Origin of the sequence: Pseudoalteromonas sp. UBA2102 (genome assembly GCF_002331165.1) — a bacterium.
Taxonomy (GTDB): Bacteria; Pseudomonadota; Gammaproteobacteria; order Enterobacterales; family Alteromonadaceae; genus Pseudoalteromonas; species Pseudoalteromonas atlantica.
On the sequence record NZ_DCYU01000009.1, the window covers coordinates 1 to 17,265 of the forward strand.

Annotated in this window: 15 protein-coding genes, 1 other RNA gene and 1 pseudogene; 15 read left to right on the top strand and 2 right to left on the bottom strand. The window is 42.5% G+C overall.

The window, feature by feature from the left end; all coding sequences use genetic code 11:
* Positions 1-363: 363 nt before the first annotated feature.
* The 3 genes from B2R65_RS00635 to B2R65_RS00645 are packed head-to-tail and all read left to right on the top strand — an operon-like array spanning position 364 to position 6,165.
* Positions 364-1,779 carry a TolC family protein gene (locus tag B2R65_RS00635; RefSeq protein ID WP_286740105.1) on the top strand — a complete coding sequence of 472 codons (1,416 nt, stop codon included), beginning with the start codon at positions 364-366 and terminating at the stop codon, positions 1,777-1,779.
* Positions 1,769-3,085, top strand: a complete 1,317-nt coding sequence (locus B2R65_RS00640) for an efflux RND transporter periplasmic adaptor subunit (RefSeq protein ID WP_248452333.1) — start codon at positions 1,769-1,771, stop codon at positions 3,083-3,085. Before B2R65_RS00635 ends, B2R65_RS00640 begins: the two co-directional genes overlap by 11 nt.
* A complete protein-coding gene (locus tag B2R65_RS00645; protein WP_054983838.1) occupies positions 3,082-6,165 on the top strand; it encodes an efflux RND transporter permease subunit in 3,084 nt (1,027 codons plus the stop codon). Before B2R65_RS00640 ends, B2R65_RS00645 begins: the two co-directional genes overlap by 4 nt.
* Positions 6,166-6,307: 142 nt before the next feature.
* Here B2R65_RS00645 and ssrS read toward each other — a convergent pair.
* A non-coding RNA gene (gene ssrS, locus B2R65_RS00650) (6S RNA) lies at positions 6,308-6,491 on the bottom strand.
* A 193-nt stretch (positions 6,492-6,684) separates the two neighbouring features.
* Here ssrS and B2R65_RS00655 point away from each other — a divergent pair.
* Genes B2R65_RS00655 through B2R65_RS00670 form a run of 4 tightly spaced genes read left to right on the top strand, consistent with a single transcriptional unit; the run spans position 6,685 to position 10,953 of the window.
* Entirely contained in the window at positions 6,685-7,239 is a 555-nt protein-coding gene (locus B2R65_RS00655) for a UPF0149 family protein (RefSeq protein WP_004589599.1), read from the top strand.
* 25 nt (positions 7,240-7,264) lie between these two features.
* On the top strand, positions 7,265-8,587 hold the full coding sequence (gene pepP / locus B2R65_RS00660) for a Xaa-Pro aminopeptidase (RefSeq protein WP_004589600.1): 1,323 nt from the start codon (positions 7,265-7,267) through the stop codon (positions 8,585-8,587).
* Positions 8,588-8,602: 15 nt separating this feature from the next.
* A complete protein-coding gene (gene ubiH, locus B2R65_RS00665) occupies positions 8,603-9,790 on the top strand; it encodes a 2-octaprenyl-6-methoxyphenyl hydroxylase (protein ID WP_286740116.1) in 1,188 nt (395 codons plus the stop codon).
* Complete coding sequence (locus B2R65_RS00670) at positions 9,787-10,953, top strand: FAD-dependent monooxygenase (protein WP_286740117.1); 1,167 nt, start codon at positions 9,787-9,789, stop codon at positions 10,951-10,953. The genes ubiH and B2R65_RS00670 overlap by 4 nt, the downstream gene beginning before the upstream one ends.
* Positions 10,954-11,242: 289 nt before the next feature.
* On the opposite strand, the gene B2R65_RS00675 is transcribed toward B2R65_RS00670, so the two are convergent.
* Positions 11,243-12,442, bottom strand: a complete 1,200-nt coding sequence (locus tag B2R65_RS00675) for an alpha/beta hydrolase-fold protein (RefSeq protein WP_286740119.1) — start codon at positions 12,440-12,442, stop codon at positions 11,243-11,245.
* A gap of 445 nt (positions 12,443-12,887) precedes the next feature.
* Here B2R65_RS00675 and rpsF point away from each other — a divergent pair, with 445 nt between their 5' ends.
* The 8 genes and pseudogenes from rpsF to B2R65_RS00715 form a co-directional block, all read left to right on the top strand.
* A complete protein-coding gene (rpsF, locus tag B2R65_RS00680; RefSeq protein WP_004588455.1) occupies positions 12,888-13,229 on the top strand; it encodes a 30S ribosomal protein S6 in 342 nt (113 codons plus the stop codon).
* Positions 13,230-13,272: 43 nt separating this feature from the next.
* A complete protein-coding gene (gene priB, locus B2R65_RS00685) occupies positions 13,273-13,590 on the top strand; it encodes a primosomal replication protein N (RefSeq protein ID WP_004588456.1) in 318 nt (105 codons plus the stop codon).
* A gap of 12 nt (positions 13,591-13,602) precedes the next feature.
* Positions 13,603-13,830, top strand: a complete 228-nt coding sequence (gene rpsR / locus B2R65_RS00690; protein WP_002962753.1) for a 30S ribosomal protein S18 — start codon at positions 13,603-13,605, stop codon at positions 13,828-13,830.
* A 35-nt stretch (positions 13,831-13,865) separates the two neighbouring features.
* On the top strand, positions 13,866-14,318 hold the full coding sequence (rplI, locus tag B2R65_RS00695) for a 50S ribosomal protein L9 (protein WP_004588457.1): 453 nt from the start codon (positions 13,866-13,868) through the stop codon (positions 14,316-14,318).
* Between the two features lie 210 nt (positions 14,319-14,528).
* A complete protein-coding gene (locus B2R65_RS00700) occupies positions 14,529-15,077 on the top strand; it encodes an RNA polymerase sigma factor (protein ID WP_004588458.1) in 549 nt (182 codons plus the stop codon).
* Positions 15,070-15,546: a hypothetical protein gene (locus B2R65_RS00705; protein ID WP_273608206.1), complete on the top strand. Its 477-nt coding sequence runs from the start codon at positions 15,070-15,072 to the stop codon at positions 15,544-15,546. Before B2R65_RS00700 ends, B2R65_RS00705 begins: the two co-directional genes overlap by 8 nt.
* 9 nt (positions 15,547-15,555) lie before the next feature.
* Positions 15,556-16,494 carry a DUF4097 family beta strand repeat-containing protein gene (locus B2R65_RS00710; RefSeq protein WP_273608208.1) on the top strand — a complete coding sequence of 313 codons (939 nt, stop codon included), beginning with the start codon at positions 15,556-15,558 and terminating at the stop codon, positions 16,492-16,494.
* Positions 16,495-16,657: 163 nt separating this feature from the next.
* Positions 16,658-17,265, top strand: a pseudogene (locus B2R65_RS00715) (DnaB-like helicase N-terminal domain-containing protein); the annotation flags it as partial.

Consider the following 17,265-nt stretch of genomic DNA (forward strand, 5'->3'; position numbering starts at 1 on the left):
GTTTATGAACATTGGCGCAGTGAATCTGCGTTGTGGGATATTCACTTTAAACAGCCGTACGCAGTAAAAACAAGCGAATTATTAGCGCAAGCAGTTGTTGGCGATATGCAGCAATATATGAGCTTCGTTAAAGAAATTTAAAGGCTTGTGTTTAACAACATTACTTATCCCATTTAGCAAATAGTGTATTACACGCTATTTGCTTTTTTGTATAAATACCCTCCAAATTCCCTGCCGCTTTTTATAATAACTGACTATTATGTTAATTCATCGCAACGTATGTAATGTTATGTAAAGTAAGTTGAGCAAAATTTGCCAAAGTGCTTGAATTACATTCATAAATGGCAGTAATTTAGGTTAACTATGATTTGGCAAACTAAGCCAACTTTATTGGCTCTTAGCTTGGTATTGTTGAGCGGCTGTGCGGGTACGCTAAACCCTCAGCAGCGCGAGCAAGCACCCAGCGACATTGCAGCGACATGGCAACATGGTTTAGCACAAAATGCACTTGCAGTAGATCAGCAATGGCTGCAAACCTTAGAAAACCCTTACATTGAAAATCTTGTTAATAAGGCACTTAATAATAATCAGGCCTTGTTGCAAAGTGCCTATGATGTACAAATACAAAAGCAGCAATTAATAATTTCAGGCTCTGCGCTTTGGCCCGATCTTGATTTATCTGCGCAAACTAGGCGCAGTAAAGACAATAGACCTGTAAGTTATGATAATGCCAGCTCTGTCACGCTAGAGCTAAGCTATGAAGTAGATGTGTGGGGTAAGTTATCTGATGCTAAACGCCAAGCCAACCTAAACTACTTAGCGCAACAAGCTAGTTTTGAGCAAGCTAAGCAGCAATTGGTGGCCGATGTTGTCACTGGCTGGTTTGATTTAGTAACCGCCCAGCAGTTACTCGATTTATATAAACGCCGAGAAGAAAACGCACAGCAAAACTTAGATATTATTGAATCGGGCTACCGCCAAGGTATTAATGAAGCACTCGATGTATATTTAGCCCGTAATGAGCTTAATAACGAGCGTACGCGTATTGCTAATCAACAAGCCACGCTTGTAAGCGCGTCGCGTTCTTTAGAGCGCTTATTAGGCGGCTACCCCAAAGGCGATATATCAGCAGAGGTTGAACTGCCAGTTTTTCTTTCGCCAATTAATACCGGTATCCCCTCTGAGCTAATTACACGCAAGCCTCATTTGCGCGCAAGCTGGTACCAGTTATTAGCAAGCGATGCAGGCCTAGCCTATGCACATAAACAGCGCTTCCCTAGTTTAAACTTATCAGCAAGCGTGAGTGATAGCACCGATAGAGTGAGCGATTTATTCTCGCCGTCAAGCTTAGCGTGGTCTTTATTAGGCAGTATTTCTGCGCCAATATTCAATGGTGGCCAGCTAAAAGCAAATGAAGAAATAGCACGCTTAAATGCACAAAAACAAGAACAAGCATATTTAGATACCTTGTACGATGCATTCAGCGATGTTGAAAACGCAATTACTCAGCAGCAATCCTTGCAAGCCAGTTATAAAAGCACGCTAGAGGCGCAAGAAAACGCCCTTGCAGCAGAGCAACTCTCGTTTGAGCAGTACCAAAGCGGCTTAGTAACTTACACTACAGTGCTTGATGCCCAGTCGCGCTCTTTTGATGCGCAAAGCTCACTCATTGAAACAAAAAACCAGCTAATTGCTAACCGAATAAACCTATACGTTGCCCTTGGCGGCGATTTTAACGCCCCAACAAGCGAACCTAAGAGCAATAACGATGAAAACTAAATCAGCAAAACTTTTAATCCCAGCCGTAGTGGTGGTGGCCACCATTTTAATTGTTATGTTTATTAAGGGTAATCCACCTGAAGCAAAACGTTTTGGCTCACCTCCTAAAGCCACGGTGAGCGTATCGGTAAAAAAGATTGAGCCACAAGATTACTTAATTTTTATCGATAGCTATGGCACGGTAAAGCCGCGTACTCAAAGTTTGTTAGTTGCTCAAGCATCTGGGCAAATTAATAAAGTAAGTGATGATTTTAGAGAGGGCGGTTTTTTTGAAAAAGGCGATGTACTGCTACAGCTTGACGATAGAGATCATCAAGCTGAGGTTAAATCGGCGCAGGCAGCATTACTTACTGCAGAGCAAAGTTTGTTAGAAGAAAAAGCCCGCGGCCAACAAGCAATTACTGATTGGAAGCGTTTAGGTGGCTCATCGCAAGCGAGCAGCTTAGTACTTCGCGAGCCCCAACTAGCGGCTGCACAAGCACAAGTACTTTCAGCACAAGCCGCACTTGAAAAAGCACAGCTTGATTTAGAGCGCACCCAAATTACTGCGCCTTACGCTGGGCGTGTGCTTAGTCGTAATGTAGACCTTGGCCAAGTGGTAAGCGAAAACACAGAACTTGCGACTATTTATGCCATAGACAGCGTTGAAGTGCGCTTACCAATTAAAAATAAAGACCTTTCGTATATTAGTTTGCCAGAGCAATACAGAGATGGCAGTAAAAACCAAGCCGGCTCACTCGTTAAGTTTAAATCTGACTTAGTGGGCGAGCAAACATGGCAAGGGCAAATAATACGTACTGAAGGCGCTATCGATGAAGGTGCACAGCAATTGTATATTGTTGCGCAAATAAATGACCCTTACAAAGCCACGGCTAATAACCAATACCCAATTAAAATTGGGCAATACATCACTGCGCAAATTAGCGGTAAAACAGTGCCTGATGCGTTAATAATCCCTAATAGTACTATTTACCAAGGCAGCTACGTGTATGTGGTTGAAGAGGGGCTGCTAAAGCGTAAAAACATTACGCTTGCATGGCAAAATGCTACACAAGCTATGGTAAAAACAGGCCTTAATGCAGGCGATAAGTTAGTAATTACACCGCTTGGGCAAGTAAGTTCAGGCACAGCGGTAAGCATTTTAGGCGAAACCGATACGCAAAATATGCGAGCAAAAGGCCCAAATGGCGCAGGCAAAGGTAAGCGTCCATCGCGTGAGCAGCTAGAAAAAAAAGCGCAAGAAATGGGAATTAGTGTTGAAGAGCTAATACAAAAACGCCGCGCTGCACAAGGAGATAAGCCATGATTGCTTGGTTTACAAAAAACCATGTAGCAGCCAATTTATTGCTTATTACGTTACTGCTATCGGGTTTATTTAGTTTATCGAGTCAAATACCGCTTGAGGTGTTTCCATCGTTTGAAACAGATCGCATAAGTGTAAGCGTTACTTTGCGCGGCTCAACCCCTGAGGATGTAGAGCAAGGGGTTACCATTCGAATAGAAGAAGCCGTTCAAGATTTAGAAGGTATAGAGCAAATTTCTAGCCGCTCATCAGAGGGCTCTGCGTCGGTGACCATAGAAGTAGAAAGTGGCTACGACCCGCGCGAGTTATTAGCCGATATAAAAAGCCGTGTAGATGCTATAAACACTTTTCCGGCCGATGCTGAAAAGCCTATTGTGGCGCTTGCCGAACGAAAACGCGAAGTAATAGCTGTTACTGTAGCGAGCGATTACGGTGAAAAAGAAACCTTAGAATACGCCGAGCAAGTACGCGACGATATTTTACGCCTTCCTAATGTTACGCAGGTTGAGCTAAGTGGTGTACGCGATTACGAGCTCGCCATAGAAGTAAGTCAAGATACACTTCGCCAATACAACTTAACCCTTGCGCAAATATCTACCGCTGTGGCTAAGTCGAGCTCTGATATTTCGGCTGGTAATTTAAAAACAGAAGGGGGCGATGTACTTATAAGCTCAAAAGGGCAAGCTTACCGAAAAGATGAATTTGCTAACATTGTAGTTAAAAATCAAAGCGACGGTACAGTAATACGCTTAGGTGATATAGCAAGCATTAATGATGACTTTGAAGAGACCCCAGTACGTACACGCTTTAATGGTAAACAAGCCGCCTTTATAGATGTATACCGCATAGGGCCGCAAAGTGCGATAGATGTCGCAGATGATGTAAAAAACTACATAGAGTCCAAGCAAAGCTCCTTACCACAAGGTTTTGAATTAAGTTACTGGGATGACGACTCTCAAGTTGTAAAAAGCCGTATTGCTACGCTAACCAGCAGTGCCCTACAAGGGGGCATTTTAGTACTGGCTTTGCTAACCCTATTTTTACGCCCAGCCATCGCATTTTGGGTGTTTATTGGTATTCCGGTTTCGTTTATGGGCGCATTTATTGCGATGCCTATTTTTGGTGTAACCCTTAATATTATGAGCTTATTTGGCTTTATTTTAGTACTGGGTATTGTGGTGGATGACGCCATAGTAACGGGGGAGAACGTTTATACTCATTTAAAAACCGCAGAGTCGGGCGAACAAGCTGCCATTTTAGGCACGCAAGAAGTTGCAACACCAGTTACCTTTGGGGTACTAACAACCGTAGCGGCCTTTTTACCTTTAGCGTTTATTGAAGGCGCACGGGGTGCCTTATTTGCACAAATTCCGGTGGTGGTTATTCCGGTATTACTGTTCTCGTTAATTGAGTCTAAGTTTGTGCTGCCAGCTCATTTAAAGTACATAAAACTACGTAATCAAAAAACAAAATCATCAAAGCTTGAAGTACTTCAGCAGCGTTTTGCAGACGGATTTGAAAGCGCTATTTTAAAATACTATCAGCCTATTTTAGCTAAAGCATTGCGCTATAAATTAGCGACGGTGAGTTTGTTTGTTGGCGTGTTTTTTATAATTTTAACTTTAATAACTAGTGGTTGGACTAAGTTTGTATTTTTTCCGCGTATCCCAAGCGAAACCGTACGAGTAACATTAACCTTGCCAACAGGCACGCCGTTTGAAGTTACCAATAAGTATGTAATGGATATGTCGCAAAAAGCGCAGTTATTGCAAGACAAATACCGCGATGAAGATACCGGCGAAAGCGTTATATTAAATATTTTAGCCTCAACCGGTGGGCGTGGTGGCGTGTCTAACTCAGGCAGTGTGCGCTTTGAAATAACCCCTGCAGAGAGCCGCGACTCAGACATTGGCTCACGTGAGCTGGTAAGTGAGTGGCGCGATTTAATAGGGATTATTCCTGGCGCCGAAAGCGTAACCTTTAGGGCCGAAATAGGACGCAGCTCAGACCCTATAGATGTGCAGCTAAGTGGTACATCGCTCGATACGTTACAAAAAATTGCCGAAAGCGTTAAAGCGCGCTTAAGTACTTACCCAACCGTATTTGATATTGCCGATAGCATGTCTGATGGTAAAGAAGAGTTGCAAATAGAGCTTACTGAGCAAGGCTTTGCTTTAGGCTTAAACCGAGTTGATGTAGCAAACCAAGTACGTAACTCGTTTTTTGGCTCGCAGGTGCAGCGTATTCAACGCGGGCGTGACGATGTGCGCGTTATGGTACGCCTACCTATTGAAGAGCGCCGCTCTGTAGCCGACTTACAAAATATACTTATTACTACGCCTACGGGCGGCTCGGTGCCACTTTCTCATGTAGCCACATTAATAGCAGGGCAAAGCCCATCTACGATTAATCGAATAGACCGCTACCGCACACTTAACGTAACTGCCGACATAGAAAAAAGCAATACCAACATGACCGCGCTGCAAGCCGACCTAACTGAGTATTTAGATGAATTAATGCAGCAATACCCAGGTGTTGATTACAAGCTAGAAGGTGAAGCTAAAGAGCAAAGAGAGTCGTTTGGCTCGCTCGCTTGGGCATTGTTATTTGTATTTTTTATTATTTACTCACTATTAGCGATACCGCTTAAATCGTACATGCAGCCAATTATTGTAATGAGCGTTATTCCGTTTGGCATGATAGGCGCTGTAATAGGGCACTGGGTTATGGGGATGGAGTTAACCATTATGAGCTTACTTGGTATGTTGGCACTTATTGGTGTGGTGGTTAACGATTCACTTGTGTTGGTCGACTTTATTAATAAAAAACGCAGTGAAGGCGGCAAAATTATTGATGCGGTTAAACTTGCAGGGGCTGCACGTTTTCGCCCAGTAATGCTCACAAGTTTAACCACCTTTATTGGTTTAATGCCGCTACTATTTGAAAAGGCGACACAAGCACAGTTTTTAATTCCAATGGCAGTAAGCCTTGGCTTTGGTATTGTGTTTGCTACGTTTATTACGCTTATATTAGTGCCAGTAAACTATATGCTGATGGAGCGTTTTCAAAGCTGGTTTAGATAAATAACGAAATGTGTTCTAGGACTAAGCTGTGGTTGATTAATATCAATTGCAGCTTTTTTTTTGCTAAAAATTTATAAAGGTAATAAAGGGTATTTAAAAACAGGGGAGTAGCAAAAAATGCAAAAACAGAAAAATAAGAAAAGTGTTCCCCAAGCGTGCGGTGTCCGGCGTCAGTCCTGAAACCAGAAGGTTTCAGGGCGGAAAGCTGCGGTCTACCGTAGGCTTCTCGGTACATGCCGAGCTTGCACAATAGTAGACGAACAGAAATCCTGGTATAAAATTTATCGGCTCAGGGACTTAACCAAACTCCGGCACCCCAGGGAACAAGTTCAGTATATAAGACATAATCCATTCCTTAAACCCCAAACGTAAAAAATTGAACCGTTCGAGCAGTTTTTGCCCGCTGGTAACTCGCTATTTACTTATCATGCTACTTTTTGAGCAGGATCATACAATTAATTGGAGTTGCTTTTTATCGAGTGGTAGCATTGCCTTAACTAGCAAAGCGAAGATATAAACATGAGCGACTTACCAGATTACCAAAAAGCCCAGCTGCTTTTAGAAAAAAACGAAATTTTTGTCTCACCGGCAGAAGCGCACGGCGTAATTAGTGGATTACTAGCGTGTGGTTTAAGTATTGATGACAAAGAATACTTAGGCCTATTAAGTGATGTATTTAATGATGGCCAAGCGTTTAGCAACGACCTAAAGCAGTTTTTTGGCACCATTTATAAGCAAGTGGTAGCAAGTTTTAACGATGAAGCTTTTGCGTTCGATTTATTTTTACCAAGCGATGATGAAACACTCATCGATCAAGCCAATGGTCTCGTATCATGGGTTGCAGGGTTTATGCTTGGATTTGGTTTAAAACAAAAAGATTACGGTAAGTTATCGGCAGATGTAAAAGAAGTTATTAGCGATTTTAGCGAAATTACACGCCTAGATACCATGTTTGACGAAACCGAAGAAGACAGCCAAGCCCTGCATGAAGTGATTGAATATGTACGTGTATCGGCATTGCTTTGTTTTGCCGAGCTTGGCAAAGAAAAAGCACCTAAAAAAACACTACATTAATCTAAATAAAACGGGTTGTTAAAGCATGGTTGAAATACAAAAGTCAGAATTTAAAGCACGCCGTGAGCGTTTACTTGCGAAAATGGATGCAAATAGTGTAGCCATTATACCTGCGGCCAGTGAAGTAACTCGTAGCCGCGATACGGAATATGCATTTAGACAAGACAGCGACTTTTTTTACTTAACCGGCTTTAACGAACCCGATGCCGTTTTAGTGCTGTGTAATAACAGCGATACGCCAAGTACGTTATTTTGTCTTGATAAAGATAAACTGGCCGAAATTTGGCACGGCCGCAGAATTGGCTTCGAAAAAGCTAAAAATGAGTACTTATTCGACGAAACTTACGCATTAAGTGAGCTAACTGAACAATTATTAGATTTGGTTAACGGTCAGCAGATTTTATTTTATGCACAAGGCGCTTACCCAAGTTTTGATACCAAAGTATTTACCTTGTTAAACACACTTCGCAGCGCGCCTAAAAAAGGCTATCAGGCACCGAGCACTATAAAAGATGTGCGTGGTCTTATTCACGAAATGCGCTTGTTTAAATCGCCAAGCGAAGTAAACATTATGCGTGAAGGCTGCGAAATAAGTGCCCGTGGGCATATGCGCGCAATGCGTTATTCGCACCCTGGTGCTACTGAGTTTCAGCTAGAGGCAGAGCTGCATCATCATTATGCAATGAACGGAGCGCCGCATCCAGCGTACGGCACCATTGTAGGCAGTGGCGATAACGCTAATATTTTGCACTACACGCAAAATAGCGATGTGCTAAAAGATGGCGACCTAGTATTAATTGACTCAGGGTGTGAGTTACAAGGTTACGCTGCCGATATTACGCGTACCTTTCCTGTAAATGGCAAGTTTAGCGAACCTCAAGCCGCGCTTTATAACATTGTACTTAAAGCGCAAGAAGTGGCCTTTGAAGAAGTTAAACCCGGCGGGTTTATGTCGCATGCCAATAAACGTGCAATGGAAGTAATGACTCAAGGTTTACTTGATTTAGGTATTTTAACCGGCGACTTTGATGAGTTAATGGCAAAAGGTGCCTGTAAAGAATATTACATGCACGGCCTTGGCCACTGGTTAGGCCTTGATGTTCACGATGTAGGCGATTACAAACAAAACAACGTTGAGCGCGCATTTGAGCCAGGCATGGTGTTAACCATAGAGCCTGGGCTTTACATTAGTGAAGATTCAAACGCACCGCAGCAATATAAAGGCATTGGTATTCGTATCGAAGATAATTTACTTATTACTGAGTCAGGGCATGAAAACCTCACCCTGAGCGTACCTAAAACCATAAACGATATAGAAGCACTTATGCAAAGTGCAAAAAGCGCATAAGCTTGGAGAAATAAAGTGGCTAAGCAGTTTGATGTCGTTGTTATTGGGGGCGGGCTTGCAGGGGCAAGTTGTGCGCTAAGCATTGCTAAAACAAACCCTTCACTCGCTATTGCGGTAGTAGAAGCAAACCAAGTAACGGCCGATTACCATCCAAGTTTTGACGACAGAAGTATTGCCCTTGCACAGCAGTCGGTTGAGTATTTACAGCAGTTAAATTTATTTGAGCCAAGTGCGCCATACACAGCAGCAATAAAAAAAGTAAGCGTGTCGGATCGTGGTCACTTTGGTAAAGCACATATTAGTTGCGACGAGTTTGCTAAACCGTCATTAGGTTACGTGGTTGAGGTAAACCCGTTTGGCCGCGCACTGTATCAGCGTTTAACGCAAGCGAGTATTGCACTTTATTGCCCCGATAGCGTAAGCGCTATCAAGCAAAGCCTAAACAGTAATGAGGTTACTTTACAAAGCGGCGAGCAACTTAATACTAAGCTACTGGTTATTGCCGATGGTGCGCAATCTCCAACCCGTAACTTACTGGGTTTAGGCTTTAATACTCAGCCCTATGAGCAAGGCGCTATTATAGCCAATGTTGAAGTAGCAGGCGGGCATAACAACCATGCGTATGAGCGCTTTACCGAGCACGGCCCTATGGCGCTTTTACCAATGAGCAATAGCCGTTATTCATTAGTGTGGTGCATGAAGCAACAGCACGTTGAGCAGCATACAGCCTTAAACGAAAATGATTTTTTAAACGCACTGCAAAGTGCATTTGGTTACCGGGCAGGGCAATTTACAAAAGTGGGCACACGCACAAGCTACCCGCTAGTATATGGCCAAGCTGAATCATTAACGGCGCATCGTACGGTAGTCATTGGTAACGCTGCTCATGCTATTCACCCCATTGCAGGGCAGGGCTTTAATTTAGGCCTGCGTGATGTACAAGTACTTAGTAATTTAATTGCAACAAGTAAATACGAGTTAGGCAGTTATGCGTTTACCCGTGAGTATTCACAAAAGCGTAGCAGCGATATAAATACCGTAATGAGTTTAACCGATGCACTGGTTAGGCTTTTTTCAAACTCGTCACGGGTATTAGCGCTTGGGCGCAGCATTGGGCTTTTCTCAATGGATTTATTTCCCGCATTAAAAGCGCCATTGGCCAAGCAGCTAATGGGGCAAGTTAAACAAGGTACACGTTTATGAAGCAAGCACAGGTTTGTATAGTGGGTGGTGGCTGCGTAGGCTTAACCCTCGCGTTAGGACTCGCTAAAGCCAATGTAAGTGTTGTGGTGCTAGACGCCGCACCAAAGCAATTACCGCCAAGTGATGAATATGCCTTGCGCGTAAGTGCGCTGAGTATTGCAAGCCAAAACCTGTTTGAGCAATTAAACGTATGGCCACACATAATGGCAGAGCGAGCGTGTGCATATACGCATATGGACGTACGCGATGCCGACAGCTTTGGTAAAATAACCTTTAATAACGAGCAACTTGAGCTTGAACACTTAGGCCATATAGTTGAAAACGATATTATTCGTTTTGCACTTATAAAAGAGCTAGAGCAACACCCCACTGCCACACTGATGTTTGATACTGAGTATCAACAAATACACCAAAGTGAGTCCGACGTATTTATAACCCTTAAAAGCGGTGAGCCTATTATTGCTAAGCTGCTGGTGGCGGCCGATGGCGCAAATTCGGCTATTCGTAAACAATTTAATATGGCGCTAAGCTTTAAAGATTACGACCATCATGCATTGGTTGCTACGGTTAAAACCAAAGAGCCACACGCAAACACCGCACGCCAAGTGTTTTTACCAACTGGGCCACTGGCTTTTTTACCCCTTAGCGATGACAACATCCATTCTATTGTGTGGTCTACCAGCCCTAATCATTGCGATGAATTGCTAGCAATGGACGACACTACTTTTAATAAAGCTGTAATGGCAGCCATAGATGGCCAATGCGGGCTGTGTGAAGTGCAAAGTAAACGCGCAGCATTTCCACTTAAAATGCGCTACGCCCAGCAATGGGTGAGCGGAAAAGTGGTATTAATGGGCGATGCAGCCCACACCATTCACCCACTTGCAGGGCTTGGTATGAACCTAGGCCTAAAAGACGCCGCGTATTTAATTGAGCTACTGACAAGTGATAGTAAAGAGTTTGCGAGTACCCGCACACTTCGCGATTACGAGCGCACCCGCAAGCTCGACGCGCAAAAGCACATAGCCATGATGCAAGGGCTTAAAGAGTTATTTGAAGGTGCCAACCCAGTTAAAAAGCTGATACGTGGAGTTGGGCTGTCACTCGTTGATAACCTAGGCCCAATAAAACACCTATTCGCCAAAGAAGCTATAGGCAAATAACGTAGGTTGGGAAGAGCGAAGCGAAACCCAACGTATAAAGTAAAGTGGTTAGTTTTTAGCTATCAGCTTTCAGTAAAGAAAAACCGATGTTTAGTTTAAACATCGGTTTTTTGTTTTTAAGTGGCTTTAAACAGATTAAAAGCTGCGCTTTTCACGCGAGCAAGCTCAGCGTCTACATGCAAAGTTTAACACTGAGCTTAATTTTACCTGTAGGCATTTAGCTTGCTGACGCGACGAGCGTAGCGCGTAATTACTATCGTTAGTTAAAAAGCGCTTTGCGTTAAATCAGTTACAAATTGGCTTGGGCTTCATTCACCATATCTTGTAGTGCATCAATTAACAGTGGGTCGCGCGAATTTTGTTTAGCAAGTTTTAGTGCGTGTTTCATACTGGTAACAGCCTTCTTAAATTGTTTGTCAGCCGTGTACCCTTGCGATAACCGCATATGGGAGTAAGCAGCATTAGGGTAATCACGAGTAAAGTGTTTAAGTGTAGTTATCGCTTTTTTAGTGTTATCAAACTTTTGCTGGCTGTGGGCAAACTCTACGTATACATCTTGTGGAATTTTAAGCTCAAATCCGTACTTATCGCTCAGTGCTTGGTAGTAACCTGTGATAAGTGATACATCGGCAAACTTTCCGTGCTCGTCAGTCACGTTAAAAATTAGGTCACTAAATAAGTGAATTAGGCTATCGCTAAGGGCTGGCAGTATAGTGCCCATATGAGTAAATGTAGGGTAATGCTTATACTCCCATTTTAGCTGCGTAGGTATTTGTTGTTCTAAATTTACTAACGTATTTAATGCGCCTGTATAAAAACGTGCGCCTTCACTCGCTACACTAATAAATAACTCTTGAGTGCCTTTAGGGTTTTTAGTGTATTTAACAATATTATTTTTTAACTCTTCATCACTCCACCAACTATTTGGGCTTATAGCTATGTAGCTGTTAAATAATGCAGGCTGATTAACTAAAGTGTAAAGCGCTAATGTACCAGCATTAGAGTGACCAATTAAGGTGTTGTAGCCGTTAGTTGAGTAATTGCTATTTATGTAGGGCATGAGCTCGTCAGACACAAACTTTAAAAAATTGTCGGTTTGTCCAGCATCGGGCCATTTATTTTTTACAAAGGTTTGAAACTCAGTTTTCGGCTCACCATCTACTTTAGGTAAGTAATCACGCACGCGGTTTGTTGTATCAATACCAACAAGCATGGCATTAGGTATTTGCTCGTAATCAACTAAGGATTTTATAACACCTGACGCCGTATGAAAGTGCTCAATACCATCTAGTAAATAAATAACATAAAGCGGCTGATCGTCTTTTACATTGTCAGGTATGAAAATTCTGATAGGCCTGTCTTCGTTAAGTATTTTTGATTGTATAATGACTTTTTTACCAACGGTTATGTCGGTTGTAGCAGTGTCTGCGTGGCATAAAAAAGAGGTACTAAAAGTAAGTGCAAATACAAATGATAGTAAGAGCTTCATAAATATCCTTATTAAATAATGTGTTGCTTAATAATTGCACGGCTTTGGGTTTGAGTAAATGTTTATATTTTAGGCGCAAATGGAAGGGGTAAGTAATTAAAAGCTGCGCTTTTTACGTAAGCAAGCTTTGCGTCTACACACAAACCCAACGCACTTATCGTAATTCTGCTTGTTGATGTAAAGCGAATGCATATTAATATGACCCTGATAGCTGATAGCTGATAGCTGATAGCTGATAGCTGATAGCTGATAGCTGATAGCTGATAGCTGATAGCTGATAGCTGATAGCTTTAACACTTATCTATCAAAGCTTAAAAAACCTGCTTGCTTAATTATCCATCTAAGCGTAAAATGCGCGCTCATTTCGGCTTTTACACTATTAATTCCTTGCCTTAAACCGACCGGCCGAAACGGTAGAAGGCTCTATTAACCGTAAGGAATATCCATGCGTCATTACGAAATCGTATTCATGGTTCACCCTGATCAGAGTGAGCAAGTATCTGGTATGATCGAACGTTATACTGGTTCTATCACTGAAGCTGGTGGTACTATCCACCGTCTTGAAGACTGGGGCCGTCGTCAACTGGCTTACCCAATCAACAAGCTTCACAAAGCTCATTATGTTCTTATGAACGTTGAAGCACCTACTGAAGTAATCAGCGAGCTAGAAACTACTTTCCGCTACAACGATGCAGTGCTTCGTAACTTAGTTATGCGTACTAAAAATGCAGTAACTGAAGCGTCTCCTCTTGCAAGAGAAGAGAAGAAAGAAGCACCAGCTGCTTAATTGTTTTGAGTCCTAGCATGGCACGTAGTCAGCAGTTAGTGTAATGGTTAGCCCATATATGAATCAGCTGGTTATATCGGGGGTTGTTTGTAAAACACCCAAGTTTAGCCAAAGCCCTGCAGGCATACCGCATTGTATTTTTGTTGTAGAACATAAATCGATGCAAACCGAAGCAGATCTTAACCGTAATAGTTACGTTAGGCTTCAGGTTGTTGCCAGTGGTAAGCAAATGCAACAACAGACTCAACATTTGCACGTTGGGCAGGCATTGCAAGTGAGTGGTTTTTTAAATCGCCACGAAGGTCGTAACGGCCTTAGCCAATTGGTTTTGCATGCTCAGCATATAGAAAGAATTATTTGAGGAATTAATCTCATGGCACGTTATTTCAGACGTCGTAAGTTCTGCCGCTTTAAAGCGGAAGGCGTACAACAAATCGATTACAAAGATCTAGCTACTCTTAGAAACTATGTTACAGAAAGTGGCAAAATCGTACCTAGCCGTATTACAGGTACTAGCGCTAAATACCAGCGCCAGCTAGCAACTGCTATTAAGCGTGCTCGCTACTTAGCCCTTCTTCCATACACTGACTTACATAAGTAAGCAGCGGATTAACAGTTTTTAAAAGGTGTAGAAACATGCAAGTTATTCTACTAGATAAGATCGCTAACCTAGGTGGCCTAGGTGACCAGGTTGTTGTTAAATCTGGCTTCGCACGTAACTTCCTTTTCCCGCAAGGTAAGGCAGTTCCTGCAACTAAAGCAAACATTGAAACGTTTGATGCTCGTCGCGCAGACTTAGAAGCGAAAATCGCTGAACAGTTAACTGCAGCACAAGCACGCGCTGACAAACTAGAAGCATTAGCAGAAGTTACTTTAGTATCTAAAGCTGGTGACGAAGGTAAGCTATTCGGTTCAATCGGTACTCGTGACATCGCTGACGCTATCTCAGCTGTTGGTGTTGAAGTTGCTAAATCAGAAGTTCGTTTACCTCACGGTACTATCCGTGAAACTGGCGAATTCGACGTTGCAATCGCAGTACACTCAGACGTAACAGCTACTATTAAAGTAATCGTTATTGCTGAAGCTTAATTTTTAATTAAGCCCAAAAAGCCGTGCTTTTAGCGCGGCTTTTTTGTATCTAAAATTCCTCTTTAATACCCATCTAATAGCTCTATATAAAATTATTTAACTATTTTTATAATTAGTTTAAACCTTTCTTGTCTGTCTTTGCGTCTTAGTAATCAATACACTCATTAATACACGTTTTTAAATAAAAATAATTAAAAGGCGACATCACGGATGTTACACACAAAACCCGAGCACACGCCCCTATGCGACCTTGCACTCATTGAGCGTGTTAAAGCGGGGGATCAAAATGCTTATAAAGCATTATATGAGCTGCATATAAAGCGTGTTTACGGTTTATGTTTGCGCTTATTGGCCGATGAAGCGCACGCTGAAGATGCCGCCCAAGAGGTGTTTGTACAGGTGTGGCATAAAATAGCGCAGTTTGACGGGCGCTCACAATTTTCTACTTGGCTATATAGCGTAGCAAGCAACATTGCGATTAGTTATGTACGCAAGCACAAAAGCTGGTTAAACAAAGTTGTGAGCATAGAACAAAGCGGTATGGATGAGCAAAGCGCGCAAAGTTGTAAGGGATTAAACGGGTTAGATAAATTAATTGTTCGCCTACCAGAGCGCGCCCGTATGGTGTTTGTTTTATATGCTATTGAAGGCTACCGCCACGAAGAAATAGCCCAGCAATTGGGAATGGCAGTGGGGTCGAGTAAGTCGCAATATCATCGTGCAAGGCAGTTATTACAAGAGTGGTACGAGTATGAGTAAACAAAATTTTGATGACTACTTAAACGAGTCTTTAAACAGTTTAAATAAAGACATAGCGCCCAATAAAGCACTTTGGCAGGGCATTGAGCACGCCATTGTTACAGCTAAGCCACTTGCTGTTAAAGCGCCATTATGGCCTAAATTGAGCGCTATTGCTGCGTGCAGTGCAGCGGCGTTATTAGCAATAAATATATTTATGAGCAATAACGAGCCAAGCCAAGTGGCTGCTATGAGCGATTATTTTAAAGCGCAAAAGCAAAGTTTATTAGTGCAGTACAAAAACCAGGATGCACTTACCAATAACTGGCAAGCACAGTTACAAGAGCTTGAAGAAGCAGAGCAAGCAATTAAACAGGCACTTGAAAACGAGCCACAAAATCAGGCGTTACTGACCATGTTGGCGCAAGTTTACCAGCAACAACTCGACTTAATTAACAAGGTGCATGCACCGCGTTGGCAGCAAATATAGGGGAATAATATGAAAGCAATTTTACTTGGGCTGAGCCTATTACCACTGAGCGTTTTAGCGGGCGAAAAAATAGATAAGCAAATAGAGGTGCCAAGCGGCGGCACTATTTTTATTGAAAACCAACGTGGCGATGTAAACATAACCGGCTGGGATAAAAACGAATTTAAAGTCTCCGGCGAGCTTGATGACAAGGCCGAAGGGTTTGAGCTTAAAACGACAGGCGATAAAACCGAATTTATAGTAAAAATGCCACGCAATTTGGGATGGGGTAACAATGGAGATGGCTCTAACTTAACGGTATTTATGCCAAAAAGCAGTCGCTTAGAATTTGCTGGCGTAAATGTGTCAGTGACTGCAAAAACACTTAAAAAAGGCGCTGAGGTTGATGTTGTTAATGGTGAAATTACGGTAAATGACATTAGCGGCACTGTTAAATTAAGCACCGTAAATGGCGATGTAAACGCACAGAACTTAAGCGGCAATATTCAATTTGAAACCGTAAACGGTGAAATTAACGATAGGCAATCAAGTGGCGAGCTGCGCTTTAGCGCCGTAAATGGCGATATTAAATCAAGCACAACCGCAAACGACGTACGATTAGAAAACGTAAATGGCGATATCGATTTTACATTATCGAGCATAAAAAGCTTACGTATTAATACTGTAAACGGCGAAGCTGAAATACACATCAGTGAGTTGCTAAAAGGGGCTGATGTTCGCTATGAGTCGGTAAGTGGTGATGCTGATTTTTACTTCCCGCAAAGCGTGTCGGCTCAGTTTGAGATTAAAGCGCACGCCAACGGTAAAATTATTAATAAAGTTACCAGCGATAAAGTGACTAAAGCTAAATATGGCCCCTCTAGTGATTTAGAGTTTAGTGCCAATGGTGGCAGCGCAAGTGTTGAAATGGATACTATAAGCGGGCGCATTGAGCTGCGAACTAAATAAGCTAATTAGCGTTAATGATTACAAAAAGCAGGAAAAGATTTCCTGCTTTGCTATTTGCACAGCCCCGCCAAGTCGATAGAATAGAGCCATTCAATTTTAGTACTGTGAAGTTATGGCCAAACCAGATAAGCAAGTCGATACCCTTAAAGTTCCTCCCCATTCAATAGAAGCTGAACAATCTGTTTTAGGTGGCTTAATGCTTGATAACCAAGCTTTTGACCGCGTAGCAGAGCTGGTTGTTGCGCAGGACTTTTATACCCGCACCCATAAGCTTATTTTTGAAGCCATGACCGCGCTTGCTGAAGTGGGCGATCCGATAGATTTAATCACAATTTCAGAAAGTCTTGAAAAAAATAACCAACTAGCAGGCATTGGTGGTTTTGCGTATTTGGCCGAAATAGCTAAAAACACCCCAAGTGCTGCGAATATCGATGCATACGCCAATATTGTGCGTGAGCGCGCGGTAGTACGCGAAATGATTGGCGTAGCTAATGAAATAGCCGAAGCTGGTTTTAACCCAGAAGGGCGCACCAGCCACGACTTATTAGACTTTGCCGAGAGTAAAGTATTTAAAATTGCTGAGCAACGTACAAAAAGTACCGAAGGCCCGCAAAGCATTCATAACATTCTTGAAAAAACCGTCGATAAAATCGAAGAGCTATACCAGTCGCCGCAAGACGGTGTAACCGGTGTAAGCACTGGGTATGCTGATTTAGATAAAATGACAGCAGGTATGCAGCCTTCTGATTTAATTATTGTTGCAGCACGTCC